This window comes from Bradyrhizobium sp. ERR14, from assembly GCF_014198235.1.
In the GTDB taxonomy this organism is placed as follows: Bacteria; Pseudomonadota; Alphaproteobacteria; order Rhizobiales; family Xanthobacteraceae; genus Bradyrhizobium.
The window spans coordinates 27,000-50,039 of record NZ_JACIHD010000018.1 but is presented as its reverse complement, the minus strand read 5'-3'; the positions used below and the strand labels follow the sequence as shown (position 1 = coordinate 50,039).

The window sequence follows — 23,040 nt, the reverse complement described above, 5'->3', positions numbered from 1 at the left end:
GCGCTTCAGCCCGCCGCAACGGTCTGCCCGCGCGGGTGGCGGGCCATCGCGATCATGCGCAGCGTCATCACGATCAGCAGCGGAATGAGGAACGCGGCATAGAGCGGCATCGCCGGCACGCGCTTGCCGAACGACACCATGAACTGAAACCAGAGATAATAGCCGCCGACCAGGTGCAGCGTACGCCAGGCGCGGCGCCCGATCAGCGCGGCGGCGCGGTCGAACGAGGTTGCGCTCATCGCGACGATGAAGCCATAGCCGATGCCGCCGAAAATGTAGGAGACGGCCGAGGTCGCCTCGGCAAAACTGGCAGGATCCATCCAGGCGAAAACAACGATCGCAACCGCGTGGATGGCGTGGGAGGCGGCAAAACTGAGGCCGAGATACCGGCGGTTGCGGCGCTGCCAGCGGGTCCATGCGTTGGGCCAGAGCCGCGCCATCGCTGCGGCGCTGAAGGCGAGGCAGAACAGCAGCAGCGAGCTGCGTGCGGTGAAGCGGATCACCATCCGCACGCCCTCGACCTCGAATTGCCGCATCGAGGCGATCCACGTGCTGAGAAGGATCAGGCTGAGGGCGAGGGCGGCGAGCAGCCGCCAGCCTTCGAACCAGCTTTGACGTTGCGGCATGGTGATCTTCCTCCGTTATGTAATCATCGATTACATTTCGGCGTCGCGCAGCGGTCAATGGTGTAATCACCGCTTACATTCACGTTCGGGTGATGCTAGGAAGCGCCATGTCCGCCCGCCAGCCGTCCAAGCCGCGCGCCCGCCGCCCTGCAGCCCAGGCTAGGCCGTATCACCACGGCGACCTCCGCCGTGTCCTGATCGATGCTGCGCTGCAATTGGCGGCGGAGGGAGCGGAGGTCTCCGTCCGTGAGGCCGCGCGCCGGGCCGCGGTGTCGCCGGGCGCGCCGTTCCGGCACTTTCCAAACCGCGATGCACTGATGGCGGCGGCGGCCGAGGAGGCGCAGCGGCGTTTCCGTGCCGAGATCGAGGCCGCGCTGAGCGAGGCTCCGGCGGCCGGCCCGCTTGCCCGTTTTCGTGCCTTTGGCCTTGCTTACCTGCGCTGGGCGATGCGCAATCCCGCCCATTTCGAGATCATCTCCACCGGGCGCTATTTCGCCCATGGCAGCTCCGCGGAATTGACGCGCGACAATGCCGAGTTGATCGCGCTGACCGAGGGAATCCTGGCCGAGGCGGCGGAGCAGGGCCTGCTGCGGTCGGCGGACCTCAAGCGCATCCAGATCGCCGGCCGCGCCCTGGTCTACGGCTTCGCCCGGATGAATCTCGATGGCCACTTTCCGCGCTGGGGCGTCGAGGAGAGGGCGATCGAGCGGATGGCGGAAGGCGTGCTCGACCTCTTCATCGCCGGCATCGCAAAGCCTTAACCGAGCGAGCGGCTCGGCCCGCCGCCGTGCGGGCTTCGCCGGTCACTAACAATAAGCGAAGGTCGGGTCACCGCATGCGTTGCCTGTCCTTGACCGTTCCGTTACAGTTTTATGACACGGTGCAGGCTTCCGGCTGCTCCGGACGCCCCGTCACCGTCTCGAGGACCAGACGGCCTGGCATCACCGCGCCGGACTTGAAGTATAGCGTGTCGTCGATGGCGTCCGCGCCCAATCCAGGTCCTTCTGCCACGACCGCCGTGCTGGCGAGCGTCGCCGCGCTCGGCATCTGGCGGCTGCTCGCGGTTGCCGCGCCGCATCTGGCCGCGCTCGCGCTGATGTACCAGACCGAGACCGATTTCGGCTCGCGGCTCTCCTTCGCGCTGGCCTGGGGCATCCTCAATTTTTTCTGGATCACCCTGCTGCGGCGGCCGGCGCTATCAGGCGCGCTGTCGCTGACCATGGTCGTCGTGCTGGTGCTGCTGTCGCGGCTCAAGCACGACGTCGTCCAGATGACGGTCAACTTCATCGACCTGATGATGATCGACCGCGACACCGTCGCGTTCCTGTTCACGATCTTCCCGAATTTGCGCTGGTCGGTGATCCTGGCCGGCTTCGTCACGCTGCCGCTGATGTATGCGCTGTGGTGGCTCGATCCGTTCCGCATCCGCCGTCTGCCGGCGTTCGCCTGCAAGCTGGCCTGCCTTGCCGCGCTGGTCGGCTATTCGCTCTATCATCCGGACGAAGCCTGGCGCGGCTATTACGACGACGGCTATCTGTCGAAGTTCTTCCGCTCCGGCGTCAGCTCGGTCTCCGATTTCGTGCAGTACGGCTTCATGGAATCGGCCGCCGCGACCAACGAGCGCCTCAACATGCCGCTGGTCGATTCCTGCCATCCTGCCGGACGCCGGCCGAACATCATCATGATCCATGATGAATCGAGCTTCGACATCCGCGCCGCCCAGGGCATCAAGGTGCCGCAGGGCTATGGCAGCCACTTCAAATCCTGGGACGGCAAGCAACGCACGTTCCTGGCCGAGAGCAATGGCGGGCCGAGCTGGTTCACCGAATACAACGTGCTTGCAGGCCTCTCCTCGCGCTCGTTCGGCCGCTTTGCCTATTTCGTGACGCGCATCGCCTCGAACCGCGTCGAGCGCGGGCTGCCGCTGGCGCTGCGCCGTTGCGGCTACGACACGATGTCGCTCTATCCCGCCCATGGCGGCTTCATGGCCGCGCGCAGCTTCCAGCTGACGACCGGCATCGAACGCTTCCTCGACGCCAAAGACCTCGGTGCCAAGGACGTCGAGCCCGACGGCTTCTTCTACGACAAGGCGCTCCAGCTGATGGGCCAGCAGCCGCCCAACAAGCCGCTGTTCACCTTCATCTATCTCGGTGCCAATCATTTCCCGTGGGAGACGCGCTTCCGTCCCGACCTGCTGCCGACCTGGCGCGCGCCGGGCAATGTGCCGTCCATCGACGAATATCTGCGTCGGCAGGCGATCAGCGCCGAGCAATACAAGGCGTTCGTCGCGGGCCTGAAGAAGACGTTCCCGGGCGAGCCCTTCCTGATCGTGCGCTATGGCGATCATCAACCCGAGTTCGCGCCTGCTATCCTCGAGCCCGGGCTCGACGAGGGCGCTCTCGGCAAGAAGCTGGACGCCTACGATCCGCGCCTCTACGCGACCTATTACGCGATCGACGCCGTCAATTTCGAGCCGGTGAAGAGTGCTGCCGTGATGGACACGATCGACGGCCCTTATCTGCCGCTGGTGATTCAGGAGGCCGCCGGCATCCCGCTCGATCCGTCCTTCGCCGAGCAGAAGGAGATCATGCTCCGCTGTAAGGGCGTGTTCTACAGCTGCAAGGACGGCATCGAAGCGCGGCGGCTGAACCGCCTGCTGATCAACGCGGGGATCATCAGGGGGCTGTAGGCTCTACCGCCATCCTGAGTGGGCAAAGCGACTTGTCCGCCGTAGCTCGAAGAGCGAAGGCGGAAGCGTGCCCACCACCTCTCACACGCATCCAGCGACCGTGGGCACGGCGCTTGCGCGCCTCTGCCCACCCTACGAAATCTCAACCTACCGCCCGCCCACCTTCTCCCACAGCCACTTCGCCACCGCATCCGGCGAGGAATTCGCGTCATTGCCGCTGGCGCGCAGGTTCGCCTCGCGCATAGTGGCGATGTCGATCTTGCCGAGCAGCGGTTGCAGTGCCGCCTTGAGCCGCTCGTCCCCGGCGCGCTTCGGTGCGAGCAGGAGGATCGCGTCGTAGGGCGGTATCGCGTGCCTGGGATCGTCGAGCGCGACAAGGTCGTATTTCGCGATCAACCCGTCGCTGGTGTAGCCGGCGATCACGTCGACTTCGCCGCTCGCAACCGCTGCATACATGAAATCCGGCTGCATCTGGCGCTGGGCGCGGAACGAAAGGCCATAGGCCTTTTGCAGCGCCGCCCACTCCGGCCGCGAGAAGAACTCGTAGTCGCCGGCAATCGATAGCGTCGATGCGTGCCCCGCGAGATCGGCAATGGTCCGGATGCCAAGCGCTTCGGCGCGCTTCTTCGGAAGCACCAACGCATAGGCGTTCTCGAAGCCGAGCTCGCCGAGCAGGGTGATGTTGTCCTTTGCCAGGCTTGCCTTCAAATCCGTCAACAGCTCTGCGCGCGGCTTGATGTTGGTGCGATGCAGCTGATTGGCCCAGAGCGTGCCGGAATAATCGACATAGAGATCGATGTCGCCGGCCTTCAACGCCCCGAAGATCACGCTGGAGCCGAGACCCGAGCGCGTCGTCGCGGGCAGACCGGCGGCCTGGAGGCGGTCCCTGAGCAGGGCCGACAGCACATATTGCTCGGCGAAGGTCTTGGCGCCGACGACATAGCCCTGCGACGAGCGTCCCATCGTCGGCACCAGCGTTGCAGCGACCAGCGCCGCGATACCGGCTGCGCCGAGCGCGGTGCGGGCGCGGCTGCGTTGGCGCAGGCCGCCCTCGATCAGGCCGAGCAGCTGATCGACGGCGAGCGCCAGCAGCGCCGAGGCAAAGCAGCCGAACAGCACGAACACCCAGTTCTGGGTTTGAAGCCCGGCAAAGATGTAATTGCCGAGGCTGGTCTGCCCGATCGGCGTCGACAGCGTCGCGGTGCCGATCACCCACACCGCGGCGGTGCGGATGCCCGCCATCATCACCGGCAGCGCCAGCGGCAGCTCGACCATGACGAGCGATTGCCGCGCGGTCATGCCGACGCCCTTGGCGGCCTCGATCAGCGCGGGATCGATGCCGTTGAGCCCGGTGATGCCGTTGCGCAGCACCGGCAGCATCGAATAGAGCGCCAGCGCCAGCATCGCCGGCAGGAAGCCGAACGCCGAGAAGGATACGCCGAACCAGGCCAGCGTCACCGAGGCGGCCAGCAGCAGCAGCGGATAGAACAGCGCGAGCAGCGCCAGGCCCGGCACTGTCTGCACGATGCTGGCGATTGCGAGCAGGATGGCTCGCGGCGCCGGGCGATTGCGTGTCAGGATCGCCAGCGGCAGGCTGACGGCAAGGCCAAGCGCGAGCGCGGCGAGACTGACCCGCACATGATTGCCGAGATAATCGGGCAAATGCGCCAGCGCCTCGCCCCAGCGTGGATCGGCGAGGAAGCTCATGCCGCACCGCTTTGTGGCAGCAGCGCGTTCAGCCGCTCGACCTGGCGCCGCGGCGTACGCAGCAGCTCCAGCACGTAAGCGTCGCTGTTGTTCGAGAGCTCGGTGGGGGTGCCCTGCGCGAGCAGCTGTCCGCTGCGCATCACCGCGATGCGGTCGGCGAGCAGGATCGCCTCCGTCATGTCATGCGTGATCATCACGGTGGTCAGGCCGAGCTTGCGATGCAGCGAACGATAGTCGTCGCCGAGCGCATCGCGGGTGATGGGATCGAGCGCGCCGAACGGCTCGTCCATCAGCACGATGCGGGGCCTTGCCGCCAGCGCCCGCGCCACGCCGACGCGCTGGCGCTGGCCGCCGGAGAGCGCCTCCGGCAGACGGCTGCGATGCGCGTCACGGTCGAGCTGCACGAGCTCCAGCAGCTCGTCGACGCGCGCTGCGATATCGGCCGCCGGCTGGCCCAGCAGTTTCGGCGTGATCCCGATATTGTCGGCGACGCTCAGATGCGGAAACAGCCCGCCGCTCTGGAACACGTAGCCGATCCGCCGCCGCAGCGCGACCGGATCGACGTTTTGTACGTCCTCGCCCTCGACCGTGATCGCGCCGACATCGGCCTCGATCAGCCGGTTGGCGAGCCGCAGCAGCGTGGTCTTGCCGGAGCCCGAGCCGCCGACGATCGCCACAAATTCGCCCTCGGCGATGTCGAGCGACAAATCGTCCACGGCCTTGAGCAGGCCGAAGCTCTTGGTGACGTGGGCATAGCTGATGGCTGGCTTGGAAGGCATCGCAGGCGAGCTCGCTTTTCTCTTACCCTGCCCTGGAGGGGGAGGGTCGATCGCGCGCTGCGCGAGCGGGGTGGGGTGGTCTCTCAACCCGGGCAGTGTTGGATGTGGAGAGACCGTCACCCCACCCCGTCTCACATTTCGCTGGCGCTCATGTGAGCCGACCCTCCCCCTCCAGGGAAGGGTAAGAGCGCGGCGACGCCCATCCGTAGCACGCTTGGCGGCTTGATTGAACTTGGCCGCGCGAGCGGCTAAGGCATCGGGCCAGGTTCGGAGGGAATATATGTCAACGCCAACGGCAGTGGCGCTGGAAGATGCCAAGGTTGCGTTCCGGCTCGGGGACGGGCGGGTCTATACAGCGGTGGAAAAGGCCCACCTCACAGTGGCGCAAGGCGAGTTCGTCGCCATCGTCGGGCCCACGGGCTGCGGGAAATCGACGCTGCTCAACGTCGCGGCCGGGCTGCTGAAGCCGGCCGCCGGCAGCGTCAGGATTTTCGACCGGCCGCTCGCGGGACTGAACCGGGATGCCGGCTATCTGTTCCAGGCCGACGCGCTGTTCCCGTGGAAGACCGCGCTCGACAATGTCGCGATCGGGCTGGAGATCAAGGGCACGCCGCGCGCCGAGGCACTGCCGCGCGCGCAGAAATGGCTGACCTCGGTCGGCCTTGGCGCGTTCGCGGGTCGCTATCCGCACATGCTCTCGGGCGGCCAGCGCAAGCGCGTGGCGCTGGCGCAGGTGCTGATCCGCGATCCGAAAATCCTCTTGATGGACGAGCCGTTCGGGCCGCTCGATGCTCAGACCCGCCAGGTGATGGGCAACCTGCTGCTCGACCTCTGGAATGCCGACCGCAAGGCCGTGCTGTTCGTCACCCATGATCTCGAAGAGGCGATCGCGCTCGCCGACCGCGTCGTGATCATGTCGGCGGGGCCGTCCTCGCGTATCATCGGCGACTGGCAGGTGAGCCTGCCGCGGCCGCGCGACATCTTCGAGGTGCGACTGGACAAGGAGTTCCATGCGCTCCACCGCGAGATCTGGAGCGTGCTCAAGGACGAGGTGATGAAGGGCTACGCCCAATCCACCCAAGCGGCGGAGGCGGTCTGATGTCGCGCCCGACGCTGTTTGCGCTGCAAGTCCTGGTCGCGGTCGTCTGCATCGTGCTGTGGCAGGTGCTATCGACCGTTCCCGTGTTCGGCAAGATCCTGCTGCCGCCGTTCTTCTTCTCCAACCCGTTCGACGTCTTCAGCCAGATCGTGAAGTGGTTCTCTTCCGGCGTGATCTGGAAGCACCTCGGCATCACGTTGGCGGAATCGATCCTCGCCTTCGTGATCGGTTCGCTCGGCGGCGTGCTGGTCGGCTTCTGGTTCGCGCGCCAGCCGATTGTAGCGGCAGTGTTCGACCCCTACGTCAAGATGGTCAACGCGCTGCCGCGCGTGGTGCTGGCGCCGATCTTCGCGCTGTGGCTGGGCCTCGGCATCTGGTCCAAGGTCGCGCTCGGCGTGACCCTGGTGTTCTTCATCGTGTTCTTCAACGTCTATCAGGGCGTCAAGGAGGTCAGCCGCACCGTGCTCGACAATGGCCGCATGCTCGGCATGAGCGAGCGGCAGCTGATGCGGCACGTCTATTGGCCCTCGGCGCTGTCCTGGATGTTCTCCTCGCTGCACACCTCGGTCGGCTTTGCCGTGGTCGGCGCGGTCGTCGGCGAATATCTGGGATCGGCAGCGGGCCTCGGCTATCTCATCCAGCAGGCGGAGGGCGTGTTCGACGTCGCCGGCGTGTTCGCCGGCATGTTCGTGCTGTCGGCGTTCGTGATCCTGATCGACTATGGGGTCACGCTGGTGGAGCGGCGCCTGTTGGTGTGGCGGCCGACCGCATCGGATGGGCGCGGCTAGGCGCGAGGCGGGACCCGCGTATCGGCGCGGGCCCCAATCGCGAAGCCTCAATCCAGCAGCTTGGTGTCGTCGGGTGCCTGCGGCGGTGTCTTGATTGCGATCGCCTTGACCTGTCCGCTGATCGGCTTGGTGCCGCCATGCGGCGTGCCCTTCGGGATGATGACGAGGTCGCCCGGCTTGACCGTGACTTCCTTGTCGCCGAGCCAGATCGTGCCGGTGCCGTCCAGGATGTACTGGATCTCGTTGGTGTTGGGATGCATGTGCTTGGGCACATTGCCGACCTGGATCGAGATCGTGGCGCCGTCGGCGCTCGCGAACATTTTTGAGCGGTAGCCGACATTGTTGGCGGCGCCGAGCGCATCGCCTTCCATCTCGCCGGTGTGGATGATCTGCGCGGTGATGTTCTCGGCGGCCAGCGCCGGCCGGAGCAGCTGGTTCGCGCCGCATCCGGCGGCAAAGGCGGCGGCGATCGACAGCCCGGTTGCAAGGCGATTCATGGATGATCCTCCCCATCACGAGTTTGTTGTTGTACCCGCATGCTATTGCGCCAAAAGGCCGAAGGCCAGTGCCTTAGGCCACGCTTCTCAAGCCCGTCGCGCTGCTCTATGGTGCCGCCGGCCGAACGGAGGAAACCAATGAAGAACACGATTGCCAGGCTCGCCGCGGCGCTGCTCGCGCTGACGCTCACCACCGGATTTGCGGCGGCGCAAAGCAAGGTCACCATCGCGGTCGGCGGCGGCTCCTGCCTGTGCTATTTGCCGACGGTGCTGGCCAAGCAGCTCGGCGAATACGAGAAGGCCGGCCTCGATGTCGAGCTGGTCGACCTCAAGGGCGGCTCGGACGCGCTCAAGGCCGTGCTCGGCGGCAGCGCCGACGTCGTGTCCGGCTATTTCGACCATTGCGTCAATCTGGCCGCCAAGAAGCAGGAGCTCCAGGCTTTCGTGGTCTATGACCGCTATCCCGGCCTCGTGCTCGTGGTCGCGCCCTCGCGCACCAACGACATCAAGTCGGTCAAGGATCTCGCCGGCAAGAAGGTCGGGGTCAGCGCGCCCGGTTCCTCGACCGACTTCTTCCTGAAGTACATGCTCAAGAAGAACGGCGTCGATCCGACCAGCGCCGCCGTGATTGGCGTCGGCCTCGGCGCCACCGCGGTCGCCGCGATGGAGCAGGGCCAGATCGACGCGGCCGTGATGCTCGATCCCTCCGTCACCGTGCTGCAGGGCAGCCACAAGGATCTGCGCATCCTCTCCGACACGCGGACGCAGAAGGACACGCTCGAGACCTTCGGCGGCGAATATCCCGGCGGCGCGCTGTACTCGACCGCGGCCTGGGTTGCCAAGCACGAGAAGGAGACACAGGCGCTCACCAACGCGATCCTCGCCACGCTCGCCTGGATCCATTCGCACAGCCCTGAGGAGATCATGGCGAAGATGCCGGAGGAGACAGTCGGCAAGAACAAGGATCTCTATCTCGCCGCGCTGAAGAACACGATCCCGATGTACTCGGAGACCGGCAAGATGGACCCGAAGGGCGCGGATGCCGTGCTCGCGGTGTTCAGCGTCGGCTCGCCCGAGGTGGCGAACGCCAAGATCGACGTCAGCAAGACCTTCACCAACAAGTTCGTCGAGCAGGCCAAGAAGACCACGGGGAACGCCAAATAGCTGACGCGAAGGCGTGATAGTCGCCCCCTCATGACGTCACCGATCATTCATCGCGTCACGACGCTTGCTCTTGCCGTGCGGCCGATCGTCTGGCCGTTCGCCGAGGAGCGTCGGGCCGAGATCGCGGCGCACTTCGCCGAGAAGCAGCGCGAGCGGCCGAAGATCTGGAACGGCCGCGTCCTGATGGGACGCGATCCCGTATTCGCGGACGGTCATTTCACTGCTACCTATTTCGAGACCGACTTCGCAAGCTTCCTTGCCTGGCGCGACTGGGGCTTTCCCGGCGCGCCCGTGTTCAACGGGTTTGGCATGGGCGCGCTGCGCACGTCCGACGGCGCCTTCCTGATGGGCGAGATGGCGCAGCACACCGCGAACGCAGGCCGCATCTATTTCCCGTCGGGCACGCCCGATCTCGACGATGTCAGGGATGGGATGCTGGACATTCCCGGCAGCGTCGTCCGCGAAATCCAGGAAGAGACCGGCTTGACGGCGGCGGACTATCGGGCCGAGCCGGACTGGTATTGCGTCGTCAGCGGCCCCACGATTGCGATGATGCAGGTGCTCAACCTCGATATGCCCGGCGACGAGGCTCGCGCCCGGATCGAAACCAATCTCGCCCGTGAGCACGAGCCGGAATTGTCGGCGATTCATCTCGTGCGCGGGACGGGTGATCTCACGCCGACCATGCCGCGATTTGTCACGGCCTTTATCGAGCAGCAGTTCGCCTCGCGCTGATGCGCGAGGCTTGACATCCCTGCGCTCTGCCCATGTGATGGGGGCAACCAAAAGCAAGACGAATGCAATGCACAATCGTCCAGGGAGGTTTTGATGCGCCTGCGCATGGCTGCCCGATTGGTACGTGGGCTGGTGATCGCGATATCCGCGACGAGCCTGGCGGTGGCCGCCCAGGCTCAGGACAAGAAGATCAAGATCGGCGTCGTTTTTGATTTGACCGGACCTCTGGCCGGCGGCGGTTCCGAACTCGGCTATATCGGCGCGAAGATCATCCTCGACCATTTCGCCAAGACCGGCGTCGAAGGCTACAAGATCGAGGCGGTCTATGCCGATGCGCAGAGCAAGCCCGACATCGCCATCAACGAATCCGTCCGCCTGCTCGAGCAGGAGAAGGTCGACATGGTGCTCGGCTTCTTCTCCTCGGCGCAGTGCGTGCCGGTGGCCGCCCGCGTCGAGCAGCTCAAGAAGTTCATGTGGATGACGACCTGCATCTCGTCCGCCGTGTTCAACGAGAAGGGCTACAAATACGTCTTCCGCCCGCAGGCGAGCGGCGACCAGTTCGGCATGATGACGATGGATTTCATCGCGCAGAACGCCAAGGCGAAGTTCGACAAGGAGCCGAAGGACCTGCGCGTCGCCATCATCCACGAGGACGGCGCCTATGGCGTCGACGTCTCCAAGGGCAACGAGGCAGGCGCGAAGAAAGCCGGCTTCAACGTCGTGATGAAGGAGGGCTATTCGGCGACCGCGCCCGATCTATCGGCGCTGGTGACCAAGCTCAAGCGTGCCAAGCCCGACGTGATCTTCCACACCGGCTACAACCCCGACATCACGCTGCTGCTCCGCCAGGCCCGCGAGCAGGGCCTGAAGTTCGGCGCGCTGATGGGCCATGGTGCGGGCTACGGCGTCTATGAGAAGCTGAAGGAAGGCATGGGGGCCGACGCCACCTACATCTTCAACGCCGACCCGATCTCGATCTGGCTCGCCAACCAGAAGACCATGGATCCGAAGCTCCCGCCCGTGATCAAGATGGTCGGCGAGGAGTTTGACAAGATCAGGCCCGGGGTTGCCATCCGCTCCGCCCATGTCGGCATCGGCGCGTCCAACACTTACGTGTTCATGGCCGACGTGCTGCCGCGCGCGATCAAGAAATATGGTGGCGTCGATCCCGAGGCGCTGCGCAAGGCGGCGCTCGACACCGACATCCCCGAAGGCGGCACCATGCTCGGCTTCGGCGTGAAGTTCTACGGCGAGGGCAGCCCCATGGCCGGGCAGAACGAGCGCTCGTTCCCCGTCGTGATCCAGTACATCGACGACAAATCCTCCGTGGTGTGGCCGAAGAGCCAGGCGCAGCGCGAAGCCGTGCTGCCGCTGCCGAAAGGCACCACCTACAGCAACCAATAGCGGCGGAGTGTCTGGTGCTGGAAGTCAGTGGGCTGGTGAAGCGGTTCGGCGGCTTCACCGCCGTCAACAACGTGTCGTTTCGGGTTGATCAGGGCGAGATCCTCGGCTTGATCGGGCCGAACGGTTCGGGCAAGAGCACGATCTTCAACATGCTCTCCGGCACGCTGGCGCCGACATCGGGCTCGATCGTGTTCGGCGGCTCCGAGATCGCGGGACTCGCACCGCACCGGATCATCAACAGCGGAATCGGCCGCACCTTCCAGATTCCGCGGCCGTTCCGCCGCCTGACCATCTTCGAGAACGTCGCGCTCGCCGGCTTTTACGGCCAGGGTCGCCACAGCCGCATCAAGGCCGAGGAAGCGGCCGAACGGTCACTTGCGATGGTCGGCCTGCCGACCGATCGCCATGCCAGCGTCGATGGCCTCGGCGCAGCGGGGTTGAAGAAGCTCGAGCTTGCGAAAGCGCTCGCCACGGCGCCAAAGCTGCTGCTGGCCGACGAGAGCCTCGGCGGTCTCGACGAAACCGAGATGGATCAGGCCGCCGACATGTTGCGCAACATCCGCGACGAGCTCGGCATCACCATCATCTGGGTCGAGCACATCATGGGCGTGCTGATGCGCGTCGTCGATCGCGTCATGGTGCTTGATCACGGCGAGAAGATCTCGGAAGGCCTGCCGAGCGCGGTTGCGGGCGATCCGCGCGTCATCGAGGTCTATCTCGGCACAGATGCCGAGACCACGCAGGCCGCGGCCGCCGAAGCGCGCCGCCGCGCGGGAGGCTAGACGATGCTGGAGCTCCGCGCGGTCAATGCCGGCTATGGCACGTTCCAGGCGCTGTTCGATGTCAATCTCGACGTGAAGGCCGGCGAAGCCGTCGGCGTCATCGGCCCCAATGGCGCCGGCAAGACCACCCTGATGCGCGTCATCTCCGGCCTGATCCGGCCCTCGCGCGGCTCGATCCGGATGGAGCGGACCGACGTCGTGGCGACTCCGCCGCACAAGATCGTCAGCCTCGGCATTGCGCATGTGCCGGAAAACCGGCGGCTGTTTCCGCAGCTCTCGGTCGACGACAATCTCAAGATGGGCGCCTTCATGAAGGAGGCGCGCAGTCAGTATGCCGAGCGGCTCGAAGTGGTGTTCGACCTGTTTCCACGCCTGAAGGAACGGCGCCACCAGATGGCTGGCACCATGTCCGGCGGCGAGCAGCAGATGTGCGCGATCGGCCGTGCGCTGATGTCCAATCCAAAGCTGCTGCTGCTCGACGAGCCATCGGCCGGCCTCGCGCCGGTCGTGGTGCAGCAGGTGTTCGAGCTGGTGAAGCGGATCCGCGCCAGCGGGCTCACCGTGCTGATCGTGGAGCAGAACGTGCAGCAAGTGCTGAAAGTGGTCGATCGCGCCTATCTGATCGAGGCGGGCACCATTCGCGCATCCGGCACGTCCGCCGAGATGCTGGCGAGCGACACGGTCAAGGAAGCGTATCTCGGGGTGTGAGGGGCATGCAGGCATTCTTGGACGTCTTCGACATCTATCTGCTGGAGGCCGTGATCAACGGCATCCTGCTCGGCGGCGTGCTGGCGCTGCTCGCGCTCGGGCTGAACCTGATCTTCGGCGTGATCGACGTGACCTGGATCTGCTATGCCGAGCTGGTGATGATCGGCATGTACGCCATGTATTTCATGGTGCAGTATTACGGCGTCAGCTATTTCGTCGCCGCGCCCTTCACTATCGTGCTGGTCGCGATCCTCGGCGCGGCGCTGCATTACCTCGTGATCGCGCCGCTGTTGACTGCGCCGCCGATCAACCAGCTGCTTGCGACCGGCGGCGTGCTGTTCGTGCTGCAGAGCTTTGCCACCGTCGCCTTCGGCATCGATTTCCGAAATCTCGGCATCCGCCTGCCGGTGCTCGCCCTCGGCGACATGAATTTCAGCTACGCGCGGCTACTGTCGTTCCTGGCCGCGCTGGTCGGCATGGTCGCCGTCTATCTGTTCATGACGCGCACCTTTACCGGCACCGCGATCCGCGCCATCTCGCAGGACCGGCAGATCATGGCGTTGATGGGCGTCGACACCAAGCGGATCTATCTCATCACCTCCGCGCTCGGCGGCGCGCTCGCGGGGCTCGCCGCCTGCCTGCTGGTGCTGCAATATGACGTGCATCCATTCGTCGGCCTGTCCTTCGGGCCGATCACCTTCCTGATCTGCGTGCTCGGCGGGCTCGGCAATTTCATCGGCGGCTTCATCGCCGCCTTCGTGTTCGCCGAGATCATCTCGCTCGGCGGCCTGTTCTCCGACCTCGAATGGGGTTATGTGCTCGCCTTCGCCTTTTTCATCGTCATGATGTTCATCCGGCCCGCGGGCCTGCTCGCGAGGCGCCGATGATGGGGCAGGGGCGGCTTGCGGCATGGGGGATTGGTCTGGCGGCGCTGGTCGCGCTGCCCTTCGTCTATCGCGATCCCTATCATCTGCACATCCTGGTGCTGATCCTGATCTGGTCGTTCGCCTACACGTCGTGGTCGATGATGGGGCGGTTCGGCCTCGTCTCGCTCGGCCATGGCGGCTTCATGGGGATCGGCGCCTATGTCACCGCGCTGCTCTGGAATCACCTCGGCGTGTCGCCCTGGATCGGCATTCCCGTCAGCATGGTCGCTGCCGGCGCACTGGCGCTGATCGTCGGTTATCCCTGCTTCCGCTTCCGCATCACCGGACACTATTTCGTGCTGGTGACGCTGGCGCTGTCGGGCATCGTGCTCCAGGTTATCACGGCGACGCGCGACTACACCGGCGGCTCGCTGGGCTACACGCCGAATCGAACCTCGGGCAACAAGCTGCTGGCACTGCAGTTCGACGACAAGACGACCTGGTATCTGATTGCGCTCGGGGTCTGGCTGTTCGGCATCGTGGTCTGGCACTGGGTCGACCGCAGCATGAGCCGCTACGCGCTGGAGGCGATCTCGGAGGACGAGGACGCAGCCGCCGCCGCCGGCGTCGACGTCACCGCGGAGAAGCTGAAGATCACGCTGCTCAGTGCCCTGATGACGGCGCTCGCGGGCGCGATCTACTGCCAGTACCAGATGTTCATCACGCCCGACACCGTCAGCGGCATCGCGGTGTCGCTGCAGATGGTGTTCGCGGCCATCGTGGGTGGCCTGTTCGTCTCGCTCGGTCCGACCTTTGGCGCCGTGATCACCATCCTGCTGGCGGAAACCCTTCGCATCGGCTTTGGCACCAAGGCGGTCGGCTGGGACAATCTCGTCTACGGCGTGCTGCTGGTCCTTTTCATCATATTCCTTCCCAAGGGCATCCTTGGTAGCTTGCTCGACCGACTGAAGCCGCAACGCAAGGTGCCCCGCGCTCATGAGCAAGAAGCCGTCCAAATCGCTCGCCCAGGAACTTGACCGCTACATCACGCCGTTCCGCTACGATGGATCGGGCAAGTTTCATCTCAAGGCGCACAAGACCGACGAGAAGGGCGATCTCGACAAGGAGAAGTCGTTGGCGATTCTCGACGCCAACAAGAAGCGGCTGATCGGGTTTCAGGAGAAGCTCTATGCCCAGGACCGCTGGTCGCTCCTGATCGTATTTCAGGCCATGGACGCCGGCGGCAAGGACAGCGCCATCAAGGCGATCTTCGAGGGCATCAACCCGCAGGGCTGCGAGGTGACCGCCTTCAAGGCGCCGAGCAAGAACGAGCTTGACCACGATTTCCTTTGGCGGCACGCGGTCGCGCTGCCCGAACGCGGCCATATCGGCATCTTCAATCGCTCGCACTACGAGGAATGCCTCGTCACGCGCGTTCATCCGCAACTTCTGGCCAACGAGAAGCTGCCGTCAAAGCTCCTCACCAAGAACATCTGGAACGAGCGGTTCGAGGACATTGCCGCCTGGGAGCGGTATCTCTGCCGCAACGGCACCGTGGTGCTGAAGTTCTTCCTCAACGTCTCCAGAGAGGAGCAGCGCAAGCGTTTCCTCGACCGGCTGGAGGAGCCGGCCAAGCAATGGAAGTTCTCGATGGACGACATCAAGGAGCGCGCGCTGTGGCCGCGCTACCAGGCGGTCTACCAGGATATCGTCCGGCACACCTCTACGCCGCATGCGCCGTGGTATGTCGTGCCGGCGGACCACAAATGGTTCGCGCGCGTCGTGATCGGTTCGGTGATCAATGCCGCGCTCGAAAAGCTCGACCTGCGTTTCCCCCGCGCCGACAAGGCCTCGGTGGCGGAGTTCGACGAGGTGCGCAAGGCCTTGGAGAAAGAGGGGACGGGAGGCAAGAAGAAAGCAAAGTGACAGCCAATCGGACCGCCGACCGCAAGACCATCAATTTCGCGCTCCAGGGCGGCGGCGCGCACGGCGCCTTCGTCTGGGGCGTGCTCGACCAGGTGCTCGAAGACGGCAGGCTCGCGATCGAGGCGGTCAGCGCGACCAGTGCCGGCGCCATGAACGCGGTGGCGATGGCTTCCGGCATGGCGCACGGGGGCGCGGAGGCCGCGCGAGAGAGCCTGCACGCATTCTGGTACGAAGTGTCTCGCATGGACATGGCATACGATTTGATGTCGCCGCTGAACCAGTGGATCCAGGCCCTGAAGCTGCCGCCGGAATATCATCCGGTTCACGCCGTCATCCACACGTTGACGCACACGCTGCCGCCGGGTCTGCTCAATCCCTTTCATTTCAATCCGCTCCGGTCGCTCTTGCAGCGGGTCGTCGATTTCGATCGGCTCAATTCCTCGCCCGAGGCACCGCAACTGTTCCTCAACGCGACCAACGTCCGCACCGGCAAGATCAAGGTATTTCAGAGCCCGCATCTCACCGCGGAGACCGTACTGGCCTCGGCCTGCCTGCCGCCCTATTTCCAGGCCGTCGAGATCGACGGCGAGCATTATTGGGACGGCGGCTATCTCGGCAATCCCGCGATCTTCCCGCTGATCTACCGCAAGGGCAGCCACGACGTCGTCGTCGTGCAGGTCACGGCGATCCGGCGCGACGAGCTGCCGACGAGCGCGGCCGACGTCCTCCATCGCATCAACGAGATCAGCTTCAATTCGTCCCTGATGCGTGAGATGCGCGCGATCGCCTTCGCCACACGGCTGATCGACGATGGCGAGCTCGACAGCGGCAAGCACAGCCGCATGTACATGCACTGGATCGGCAACGACCAGCTGATGTCGCAGCTCGGCACGGCCACGCAATTCCATCCCGAATGGAGCCTGTTGTGCCGCCTGCGCGACGAGGGCCGTTCGGCGGCGCGAAGCTGGCTCGCGCGCAACTTCGACCAGGTCGGGATCGCCTCGACAGTGGACCTGGCCGACATGTTTCTCTAGGCCTCAGACAAAAACTACGAAAACAACCCCATGCACAGTAGCCGGGCGCAGCGAAATCAATGGCTTGCCGGCGGGTGTCGTATGAATGCGGATTTTGCGAAATGGAGTTGATGCGTCGGGCAAAACAGACCCTGCGCCAAACCCTGCGGAACTAACGCCTCCAATTGTGATCGCGCGCTTGTCGATCCCGCTTGACAGTTTTGTGGCACAGGAGGAGCATTCCGCTGGTCGCAAACAAGCGACGCGCAACGTCCACCTCATGAGCAAGGGGAGGTCTATGACTCCACCTCCGCAAATCCAGCCGCGTTAAGTGCGATGGAGCTCGTTCGGACTATCGCATAGCGGCGGAAACCGCGAACGGCACGCCGGGTCAAGGTTTAGCGGGCTGCATCAGTGAGGCAGAGCCCCTACCTTCCCGGCGCTGTATTTTGCATCACATCGATCGTGTCCGGATGGCCAAGACGAGGCTGACCGCGACAGGTGGTTTTGACATCCTGCTTTTCTCCTCCACCTTCCTCCTTGCCGTCATTCCGGGCCGACTCCCGGAATGACGGAGGGTGTTGCATGGCACGTCGGCTGGCCCGAGCGCGTCTCGAACCATGGCCGCAGCGCAATTGCCAGGCAATTGACCCGCGCCGATGTTGCGGTTCCCCGATCTTCGCATTGCGGCAAATGCCAAGAGAATGTCGCCTCAAAGGCCAACTTCCGACACAGGCCGGAGGCGAATAGCTGCGATCCGACATGACGCGTGTGCTTCGGCGGCGACGGTCCTGACGCCGCCGGCTCATTCATTTTTTCCAGGGAATCCTCGTGTCGCATAAGCTTGCCCCGGCGGTCCTCGCCGCTCTCTTCCTCGCGATCTCCTCTTTCTCCGGCCTCCGCGCCGAAACGCCTCGGCCGGCGGCCAACAATGCTGCCGCACTGTCGCCCGACGAAGCCAGGCGCGCGCTGGATACGCTCCAGGATGACAAGAAGCGCGCGCAGATGATCGACACGCTGCGCGCGATCGCGAGTGCGTCCGGTCAGCAGCAGCCTGCGCCGCCCGCGCCTGAGCAGAAGTCGCCGATCCCGCTCTCCGCCGACGGCCTTGGCGCGCAACTCCTGCTCACGGTGTCGGAGGAGATCGGCGCGATCTCGAGCGAGATCGCCAGCATGGCGCGGACGCTCACGCACTTCCCGGCCTTCTACTACTGGTTCCTGCGGACTGCGAACGATCCTGCCGCCTACAATCTCCTGATCGAGATCGCCTGGAAGCTGGCGCTGGTGCTCGGCTGCGCCCTTGCGGCCGAGTGGGTGATCTTTCGCCTGATCCGCCGCCCGGTTGCGTTCCTGGAAGGGCGCGTGCCGCAAACCGCGCACCTGCCGGCACAGGTGATCCCCATTGCCGACCCGCCGTCCTCAACCGCCGATGTCACGCCCGCGCCCGACTTGAACAAGCGACGCCACAGCCTCGCGCGCGTGTGGCAGGTCCTGTTGCGGCTGCCCTTCGTGCTGGGACGTCTCGTGCTCGAACTGCTGCCGGTGGTCATCTTCGTCGGCGTCGCCACCGCGCTGCTCGGCACCGAGATCGGCGAGCCCACGACCGTTCGCCTCGTGATCCTCGCGGTGGTCAATGCCTATGCCTTCTCGCGCGGACTCATCTGCGTGATCCGGGCGCTGGCGGGACCGTTCGGGCTGTTTCCGGTCCGGGCCGAGACCGCGGCCTATATCGAGATCTGGGCGCGCCGCATCGTCGGCGTCGGCGTCTCCGGCATCGCCTTTGCCAATGTGGCCCTGCTGCTCGGCCTGCATCGTACCGGTTATGCGGCGCTGCTGCGCATGGTGATGCTGGTCGTGCACCTCTTCATCGTCGTCATCATCCTGCAATGCCGCCGGCAGGTCGCCGAGGCCATCCGTGCGCCGGCCGAGCGGCAGGGCATCGCCGCCCGCCTGCGCAACCGCGTCGCCGGCGGCTGGCATTATCTTGCCATCGCGCTCGATCTTGCGCTGTGGGCGGTGTGGGCGCTCAACATCCGCAACGGCTATTCGCTGCTCTTGCAGTATTTCGTCGGTACGGTCGTGGTGGCGCTGGTCACGCGCGTCGCCATCATGCTGACGCTCAGCCTGATCGACCGCGGCTTCCGAATCAAGCCGGAGATCCTCCAGCGCTTTCCCGGTCTCGAGATCCGCGCCAACCGCTATCTGCCGCTGCTGCGCAAGATCGTATCCGGCGTGATCGGCTTCATCGGCTTCGTCGCCGTGCTCGAGGTCTGGGGCGTGGACGCCATCGTCTGGTTCTATGGCGGCCAGATCGGCAGCCGGCTGATCTCGGCCGTGGTGACGATCGGCCTTGCCGTCCTGATCGCGGCGGCGATCTGGGAAGCCAGCAACGCGCTGCTGGACCGCCAGATCAACACGCTGTCGCGGGACGGGCACTACGCCCGTGCCGCGCGGTTGCGCACCTTTCAGCCGATGCTGCGCACGGCGCTGCTGTGCCTGATCGCCACCGTCGTCGGCCTCACCGCGTTGAGCGAGATCGGCGTCAATGTCGCGCCGCTGCTCGCGGGCGCCGGCATCGTCGGCATTGCGATCGGCTTCGGCTCGCAGAAGCTGGTGCAGGATCTCATCACCGGTCTCTTTTTGCTGCTGGAGAACACGGTGCAGGTCGGCGACAATGTCAGCGTGTCGGGGCTGTCGGGCGTGGTCGAGAACGTCTCGATCCGCACCATCCGTCTGCGCGCCGGCGACGGCGCCGTGCACATCGTGCCGTTCAGCGCGGTCACGACCATCACCAATGCCAGCCGCGGCGCCGGCAACGCCTCGGTCAGCGTCAACGTCGCCTACAAGGAAGACACCGACCGCGCCGGCCAGATCCTCAAGGACATCGTCGACGAGATGCGCCGCGAACCGGAATTCCGCCCGCTGATCCGCGGCGACCTCGATCTCTGGGGCATCGACAAGGTCGACGGTGCGATGGTGTCGATCGTCGGCCAGATCCGCTGCACCGAGGCCGGGCGCTGGCCGGTCCAGCGCGAATTCAACCGCCGCATGAAGCTGCGCTTCCAGCAGAACGGTATCGACGTCGCTTCCGCCACCCAGACCATCCTGATGCACGTCGTGCCGCCGGCAGATGGCGCGGCCAATCTGACGCCGCGGCGGGCGGCCGGATAGCAGTCAACTTACCGCTTGCCTCGGCCCGTCCGGCAGCGTTCACTCGCCCTCCAGCCCGCTGCCGACATGCGGGCGGCAAAAAGGGTGGGAGAGGCTGATGCGGGGGCTGTGGGCCGTGTTGCGCGGTCATGTGTTCGTCGTTGGCGCGTTGATTGGATGCGCGATGTGGTGCGCACCGGCAAGCGCCCAGTCATCGCGCCCCATAACCCTCATCGTACCGTTCGCGGCGGGAGGCCCGACCGACACGCTGGCGCGAATCCTGTCCGAGCGAATCGCCGCCGAGCTGCACACCACGGTCGTGGTCGAGAACGTGGCCGGCGCCTCCGGCAGCATCGCCGGCGCGCGTGTGGCGCGTGCGACACCCGACGGCACCACCATCACCATCGGTCATTGGGGCACCCATGTGCTGAACGGCGCGATCTTCAAGCTGCCCTATGACGTGGTCGCCGATTTCGAGCCGGTCGCAATGATCGCGATGGGGACGCAGCTCATCGTCGGCAGGAAGTCGCTCGAGGCGAACAGCCTGAAAGAGATGATCGCCTGGCTGAAGGCCAACCCCGGCAAGGCCACCGCCGGGACGGCCGGGGCCGGCACGGGCGCACACGTCGCCGGCGTCTTCTTCAAGGACAAGACCGGCACCGACTTCCAGTTCGTGCCCTATCGCGGCGCAGGACCTGCCATGATCGATCTCGTCGCCGGCCAGATCGACATCATGTTCGACCAGGCCTCGAACTCGCTGCCGCACGTCAAGAGCGGTGCGATCAAGGCCTTCGCGGTGACCTCGCCAACGCGGCTCGCATCTGCGCCTGATGTGCCGACCGTCGACGAAGCGGGCCTGCCGGGTCTCTACATCTCCTACTGGCACGGCATCTGGGCACCGAAGAACACGCCGAAGGACATCGTCACCAAGCTCAACGCGGCCATCATCGCCGTGCTCGCCGAGCCCGCCGTCAAGCAGCGCTTTGCCGAACTGGGGCAGGAGATTCCGCACCCGGCGCAGCAGACGCCCGCAGCGCTTGCGGCGTTCCAGAAGGCCGAGACCGAGAAATGGTGGCCGATCGTGAAGGCTGCCGATATCAAGCCGGAATAGCCTTGCGACGTTAACCTTTTCGCGTGCGACTGCCTGTCGTTCGCGAGAGTCTCGCTGCGGTGCGAGATCACAATCGATGCCTCCGTCGCTACGTCCTTGATCTCAATGGAGCGCTGGCCGACAATGTCGGCGGTTCAATATGAAGCTTCTTGGGGGAATTCGTGAATAGACCTGCCCGGGTCGTTGCCCAACCGACATCGTCCAATCCGCCGCAAGGCATGACACTGCTGCGCGATCCCTTGCTCAACAAGGGGACCGCCTTCACGGAAGCCGAGCGCGAGGAGCTGGGCCTGCGCGGCCTGTTGCCGCCTTGCGTGCTGACGATGGAGACGCAGGCTCAGCGCGTCCTCACCAATCTGCGAACGCTGCCGACCGATCTGGAAAAATACGTCGCGCTGAACGCGCTGCATGACCGCAACGAGGCGCTGTTCTTCCGCGTCGTCGTCGACAATATCGACGAGATCCAGCCGATCATCTACACCCCGACGGTCGGGCTCGCCTGCCAGAAATTCGGCCTGATCTTCCAGCGGCCGCGCGGCATGTTCATCTCCTCGCGCGACCGCGGTCAGATCGCGGACATTCTGAAGAACTGGCCCTATGCGGCCAAGCTGATCGTCGTCACCGACGGCGAGCGCATTTTGGGACTGGGCGATCTCGGTGCCAACGGCATGGGTATTCCGGTCGGCAAGCTCTCGCTCTATTCGGCCTGCGCGGGCGTGCATCCGGAAGCGTGCTTGCCGATTGTGCTCGACGTCGGCACCAACAACGAAGAGCTCTTGAACGATCCCTATTATCTCGGCCTGCGCGAGCGGCGGCTGACGGGCGAGGCCTATGACAGCTTCGTCGACGAATTCATGCAAGCCGCGCGAAAAACCTTTCCGGGCGTGCTGATCCAGTTCGAGGATTTCGCCAATCATTCGGCGTTCAAGCTGCTGCATAAATACCGGGATGAAGCCTGCGTCTTCAACGACGACATCCAGGGCACCGCGGCGGTCGCGCTCGCCGGCCTGTTCTCGGCGCTACGCGTGAACGGCGGCAAGCTGAAGGATCAGCGCATCCTGTTCCTCGGCGCAGGCGAGGCGGCAACCGGCATTGCCGATCTCGTGGTCTCCGCGATGATGGCGGAGGGTGCTTCGGAAGCCGAAGCACTCCGGCGCAACTGGCTGGTGGATTCCCGCGGGCTCGTCGTCGGCGGCCGTGAGGGCCTTTCCGGCCACAAGCTGCGCTATGCCCACACCGGCCAGGCCCCGATCAGCAACTTCCTCACCGCGATCAAGACGCTGAAGCCGACCGCGATCATCGGGGTTGCCGCGGTTGGCGGCGCCTTCACGCCCGAGGTGCTCAAGGCGATGGCCGAGCTCAACGAACAGCCGATCGTGTTCGCGCTGTCCAACCCGACCTCGAAGGCCGAATGCTCGGCGGAGGACGCCTATCGCTACACCGATGGGCGCGCGCTGTTCGCCTGCGGCAGTCCGTATGATCCGGTGACGCTGAACGGCCGCAGTTTCGTGCCGCGCCAGGGCAACAACTCCTACATCTTCCCCGGCGTCGGCCTCGGCGTCATCGCCAGCGGCTCGAAGCTGGTGACCGACGAGATGTTCATGGCGGCCGCCCATACGCTCGCCGATTGCGTCGGCAAGGAAGATCTCGCGCAGGGCAGCCTCTATCCGGCCCTGCCGCGCATCCGCGAGGTCTCGGTCCGCATCGCCGCGGCGGTGGCGGATGTTGCCTATCAGCGCGGCCTCGCCGACGGACCCGCACCCAACGACGTCAAGGCGCTCGTGCAGTCGCAGATGTACGAGCCGCATTACTAAGCCGCCATCCCCGGCCAAGCGGCGCGGTTAGGGCGCGTCACGTGTCCGCCTCGTCATGGCCGGGCTTGTCCCGGCCATCCTCGTCTTGACGCGCGGTACGAACGTGGATGCCCGGGACAAGCCCGGGCGTGACGACCTCGCATATTTCGACTTCCCTCAAATCACGAGCCGGCAACTAGGTC

At 65.1% G+C, this 23,040-nt stretch carries 20 protein-coding genes; 16 read left to right on the top strand and 4 right to left on the bottom strand.

Annotation, left to right across the window (positions count from 1 at the left end):
• Nucleotides 1–5 precede the first annotated feature (5 nt).
• The gene (locus GGD62_RS31935; RefSeq protein ID WP_183712150.1) at nt 6–626 is read right to left on the bottom strand and encodes a hypothetical protein; all 621 of its coding nucleotides are present in this window, start codon (nt 624–626) and stop codon (nt 6–8) included.
• Nucleotides 627–733: 107 nt separating this feature from the next.
• Between GGD62_RS31935 and GGD62_RS31930 the strand changes: the two genes are divergently transcribed.
• Complete coding sequence (locus tag GGD62_RS31930) at nt 734–1,387, top strand: TetR/AcrR family transcriptional regulator (protein WP_246783244.1); 654 nt, start codon at nt 734–736, stop codon at nt 1,385–1,387.
• 215 nt (nt 1,388–1,602) lie between these two features.
• Nucleotides 1,603–3,315 carry a sulfatase-like hydrolase/transferase gene (locus GGD62_RS31925; protein WP_183712148.1) on the top strand — a complete coding sequence of 571 codons (1,713 nt, stop codon included), beginning with the start codon at nt 1,603–1,605 and terminating at the stop codon, nt 3,313–3,315.
• Between the two features lie 147 nt (nt 3,316–3,462).
• On the opposite strand, the gene GGD62_RS31920 is transcribed toward GGD62_RS31925, so the two are convergent.
• Entirely contained in the window at nt 3,463–5,022 is a 1,560-nt protein-coding gene (locus tag GGD62_RS31920) for a glycine betaine ABC transporter substrate-binding protein (protein WP_183712147.1), read from the bottom strand.
• The gene (locus GGD62_RS31915) at nt 5,019–5,801 is read right to left on the bottom strand and encodes an ABC transporter ATP-binding protein (RefSeq protein ID WP_183712146.1); all 783 of its coding nucleotides are present in this window, start codon (nt 5,799–5,801) and stop codon (nt 5,019–5,021) included. The genes GGD62_RS31920 and GGD62_RS31915 overlap by 4 nt, the downstream gene beginning before the upstream one ends.
• A 280-nt stretch (nt 5,802–6,081) precedes the next feature.
• Between GGD62_RS31915 and GGD62_RS31910 the strand changes: the two genes are divergently transcribed.
• Together GGD62_RS31910 and GGD62_RS31905 are read left to right on the top strand one after the other, a co-directional pair.
• On the top strand, nt 6,082–6,900 hold the full coding sequence (locus tag GGD62_RS31910) for an ABC transporter ATP-binding protein (RefSeq protein ID WP_018319733.1): 819 nt from the start codon (nt 6,082–6,084) through the stop codon (nt 6,898–6,900).
• Complete coding sequence (locus tag GGD62_RS31905; RefSeq protein WP_018319734.1) at nt 6,900–7,688, top strand: ABC transporter permease; 789 nt, start codon at nt 6,900–6,902, stop codon at nt 7,686–7,688. Before GGD62_RS31910 ends, GGD62_RS31905 begins: the two co-directional genes overlap by 1 nt.
• Nucleotides 7,689–7,735: 47 nt before the next feature.
• Here GGD62_RS31905 and GGD62_RS31900 read toward each other — a convergent pair whose 3' ends face one another.
• The gene (locus GGD62_RS31900) at nt 7,736–8,185 is read right to left on the bottom strand and encodes a cupin domain-containing protein (protein WP_183712145.1); all 450 of its coding nucleotides are present in this window, start codon (nt 8,183–8,185) and stop codon (nt 7,736–7,738) included.
• Nucleotides 8,186–8,323: 138 nt separating this feature from the next.
• On the opposite strand from GGD62_RS31900, the gene GGD62_RS31895 reads away from it, so the two are divergent.
• The 12 genes from GGD62_RS31895 to GGD62_RS31840 all read left to right on the top strand — a co-directional run bounded on the left by GGD62_RS31895 (nt 8,324) and on the right by GGD62_RS31840 (nt 22,858).
• Nucleotides 8,324–9,349 (top strand): ABC transporter substrate-binding protein, encoded by a 1,026-nt coding sequence (locus tag GGD62_RS31895; protein WP_183257510.1) that lies wholly within the window; start codon nt 8,324–8,326, stop codon nt 9,347–9,349.
• 30 nt (nt 9,350–9,379) lie between these two features.
• Entirely contained in the window at nt 9,380–10,084 is a 705-nt protein-coding gene (locus GGD62_RS31890; RefSeq protein WP_179736073.1) for an NUDIX hydrolase, read from the top strand.
• 93 nt (nt 10,085–10,177) lie between these two features.
• Complete coding sequence (locus GGD62_RS31885; RefSeq protein WP_092253307.1) at nt 10,178–11,488, top strand: ABC transporter substrate-binding protein; 1,311 nt, start codon at nt 10,178–10,180, stop codon at nt 11,486–11,488.
• A gap of 14 nt (nt 11,489–11,502) precedes the next feature.
• Nucleotides 11,503–12,270 carry an ABC transporter ATP-binding protein gene (locus tag GGD62_RS31880; RefSeq protein ID WP_018319739.1) on the top strand — a complete coding sequence of 256 codons (768 nt, stop codon included), beginning with the start codon at nt 11,503–11,505 and terminating at the stop codon, nt 12,268–12,270.
• Nucleotides 12,271–12,273: 3 nt separating this feature from the next.
• Complete coding sequence (locus GGD62_RS31875) at nt 12,274–12,978, top strand: ABC transporter ATP-binding protein (RefSeq protein ID WP_183712143.1); 705 nt, start codon at nt 12,274–12,276, stop codon at nt 12,976–12,978.
• A 5-nt stretch (nt 12,979–12,983) separates the two neighbouring features.
• A complete protein-coding gene (locus GGD62_RS31870; RefSeq protein WP_018319741.1) occupies nt 12,984–13,865 on the top strand; it encodes a branched-chain amino acid ABC transporter permease in 882 nt (293 codons plus the stop codon).
• Nucleotides 13,862–14,881: a branched-chain amino acid ABC transporter permease gene (locus tag GGD62_RS31865; RefSeq protein WP_183257508.1), complete on the top strand. Its 1,020-nt coding sequence runs from the start codon at nt 13,862–13,864 to the stop codon at nt 14,879–14,881. The genes GGD62_RS31870 and GGD62_RS31865 overlap by 4 nt, the downstream gene beginning before the upstream one ends.
• Nucleotides 14,841–15,770: a polyphosphate kinase 2 family protein gene (locus tag GGD62_RS31860; protein WP_018319743.1), complete on the top strand. Its 930-nt coding sequence runs from the start codon at nt 14,841–14,843 to the stop codon at nt 15,768–15,770. The genes GGD62_RS31865 and GGD62_RS31860 overlap by 41 nt, the downstream gene beginning before the upstream one ends.
• Nucleotides 15,767–16,804: a patatin-like phospholipase family protein gene (locus GGD62_RS31855; protein ID WP_183712141.1), complete on the top strand. Its 1,038-nt coding sequence runs from the start codon at nt 15,767–15,769 to the stop codon at nt 16,802–16,804. The genes GGD62_RS31860 and GGD62_RS31855 overlap by 4 nt, the downstream gene beginning before the upstream one ends.
• Nucleotides 16,805–17,614: 810 nt before the next feature.
• Nucleotides 17,615–19,954 (top strand): mechanosensitive ion channel domain-containing protein, encoded by a 2,340-nt coding sequence (locus GGD62_RS31850; RefSeq protein WP_183712139.1) that lies wholly within the window; start codon nt 17,615–17,617, stop codon nt 19,952–19,954.
• 97 nt (nt 19,955–20,051) lie between these two features.
• Complete coding sequence (locus tag GGD62_RS31845) at nt 20,052–21,044, top strand: tripartite tricarboxylate transporter substrate binding protein (protein WP_183712137.1); 993 nt, start codon at nt 20,052–20,054, stop codon at nt 21,042–21,044.
• A gap of 161 nt (nt 21,045–21,205) precedes the next feature.
• Entirely contained in the window at nt 21,206–22,858 is a 1,653-nt protein-coding gene (locus GGD62_RS31840; RefSeq protein ID WP_312014315.1) for an NAD-dependent malic enzyme, read from the top strand.
• The last annotated feature ends 182 nt before the right edge of the window (nt 22,859–23,040 follow it).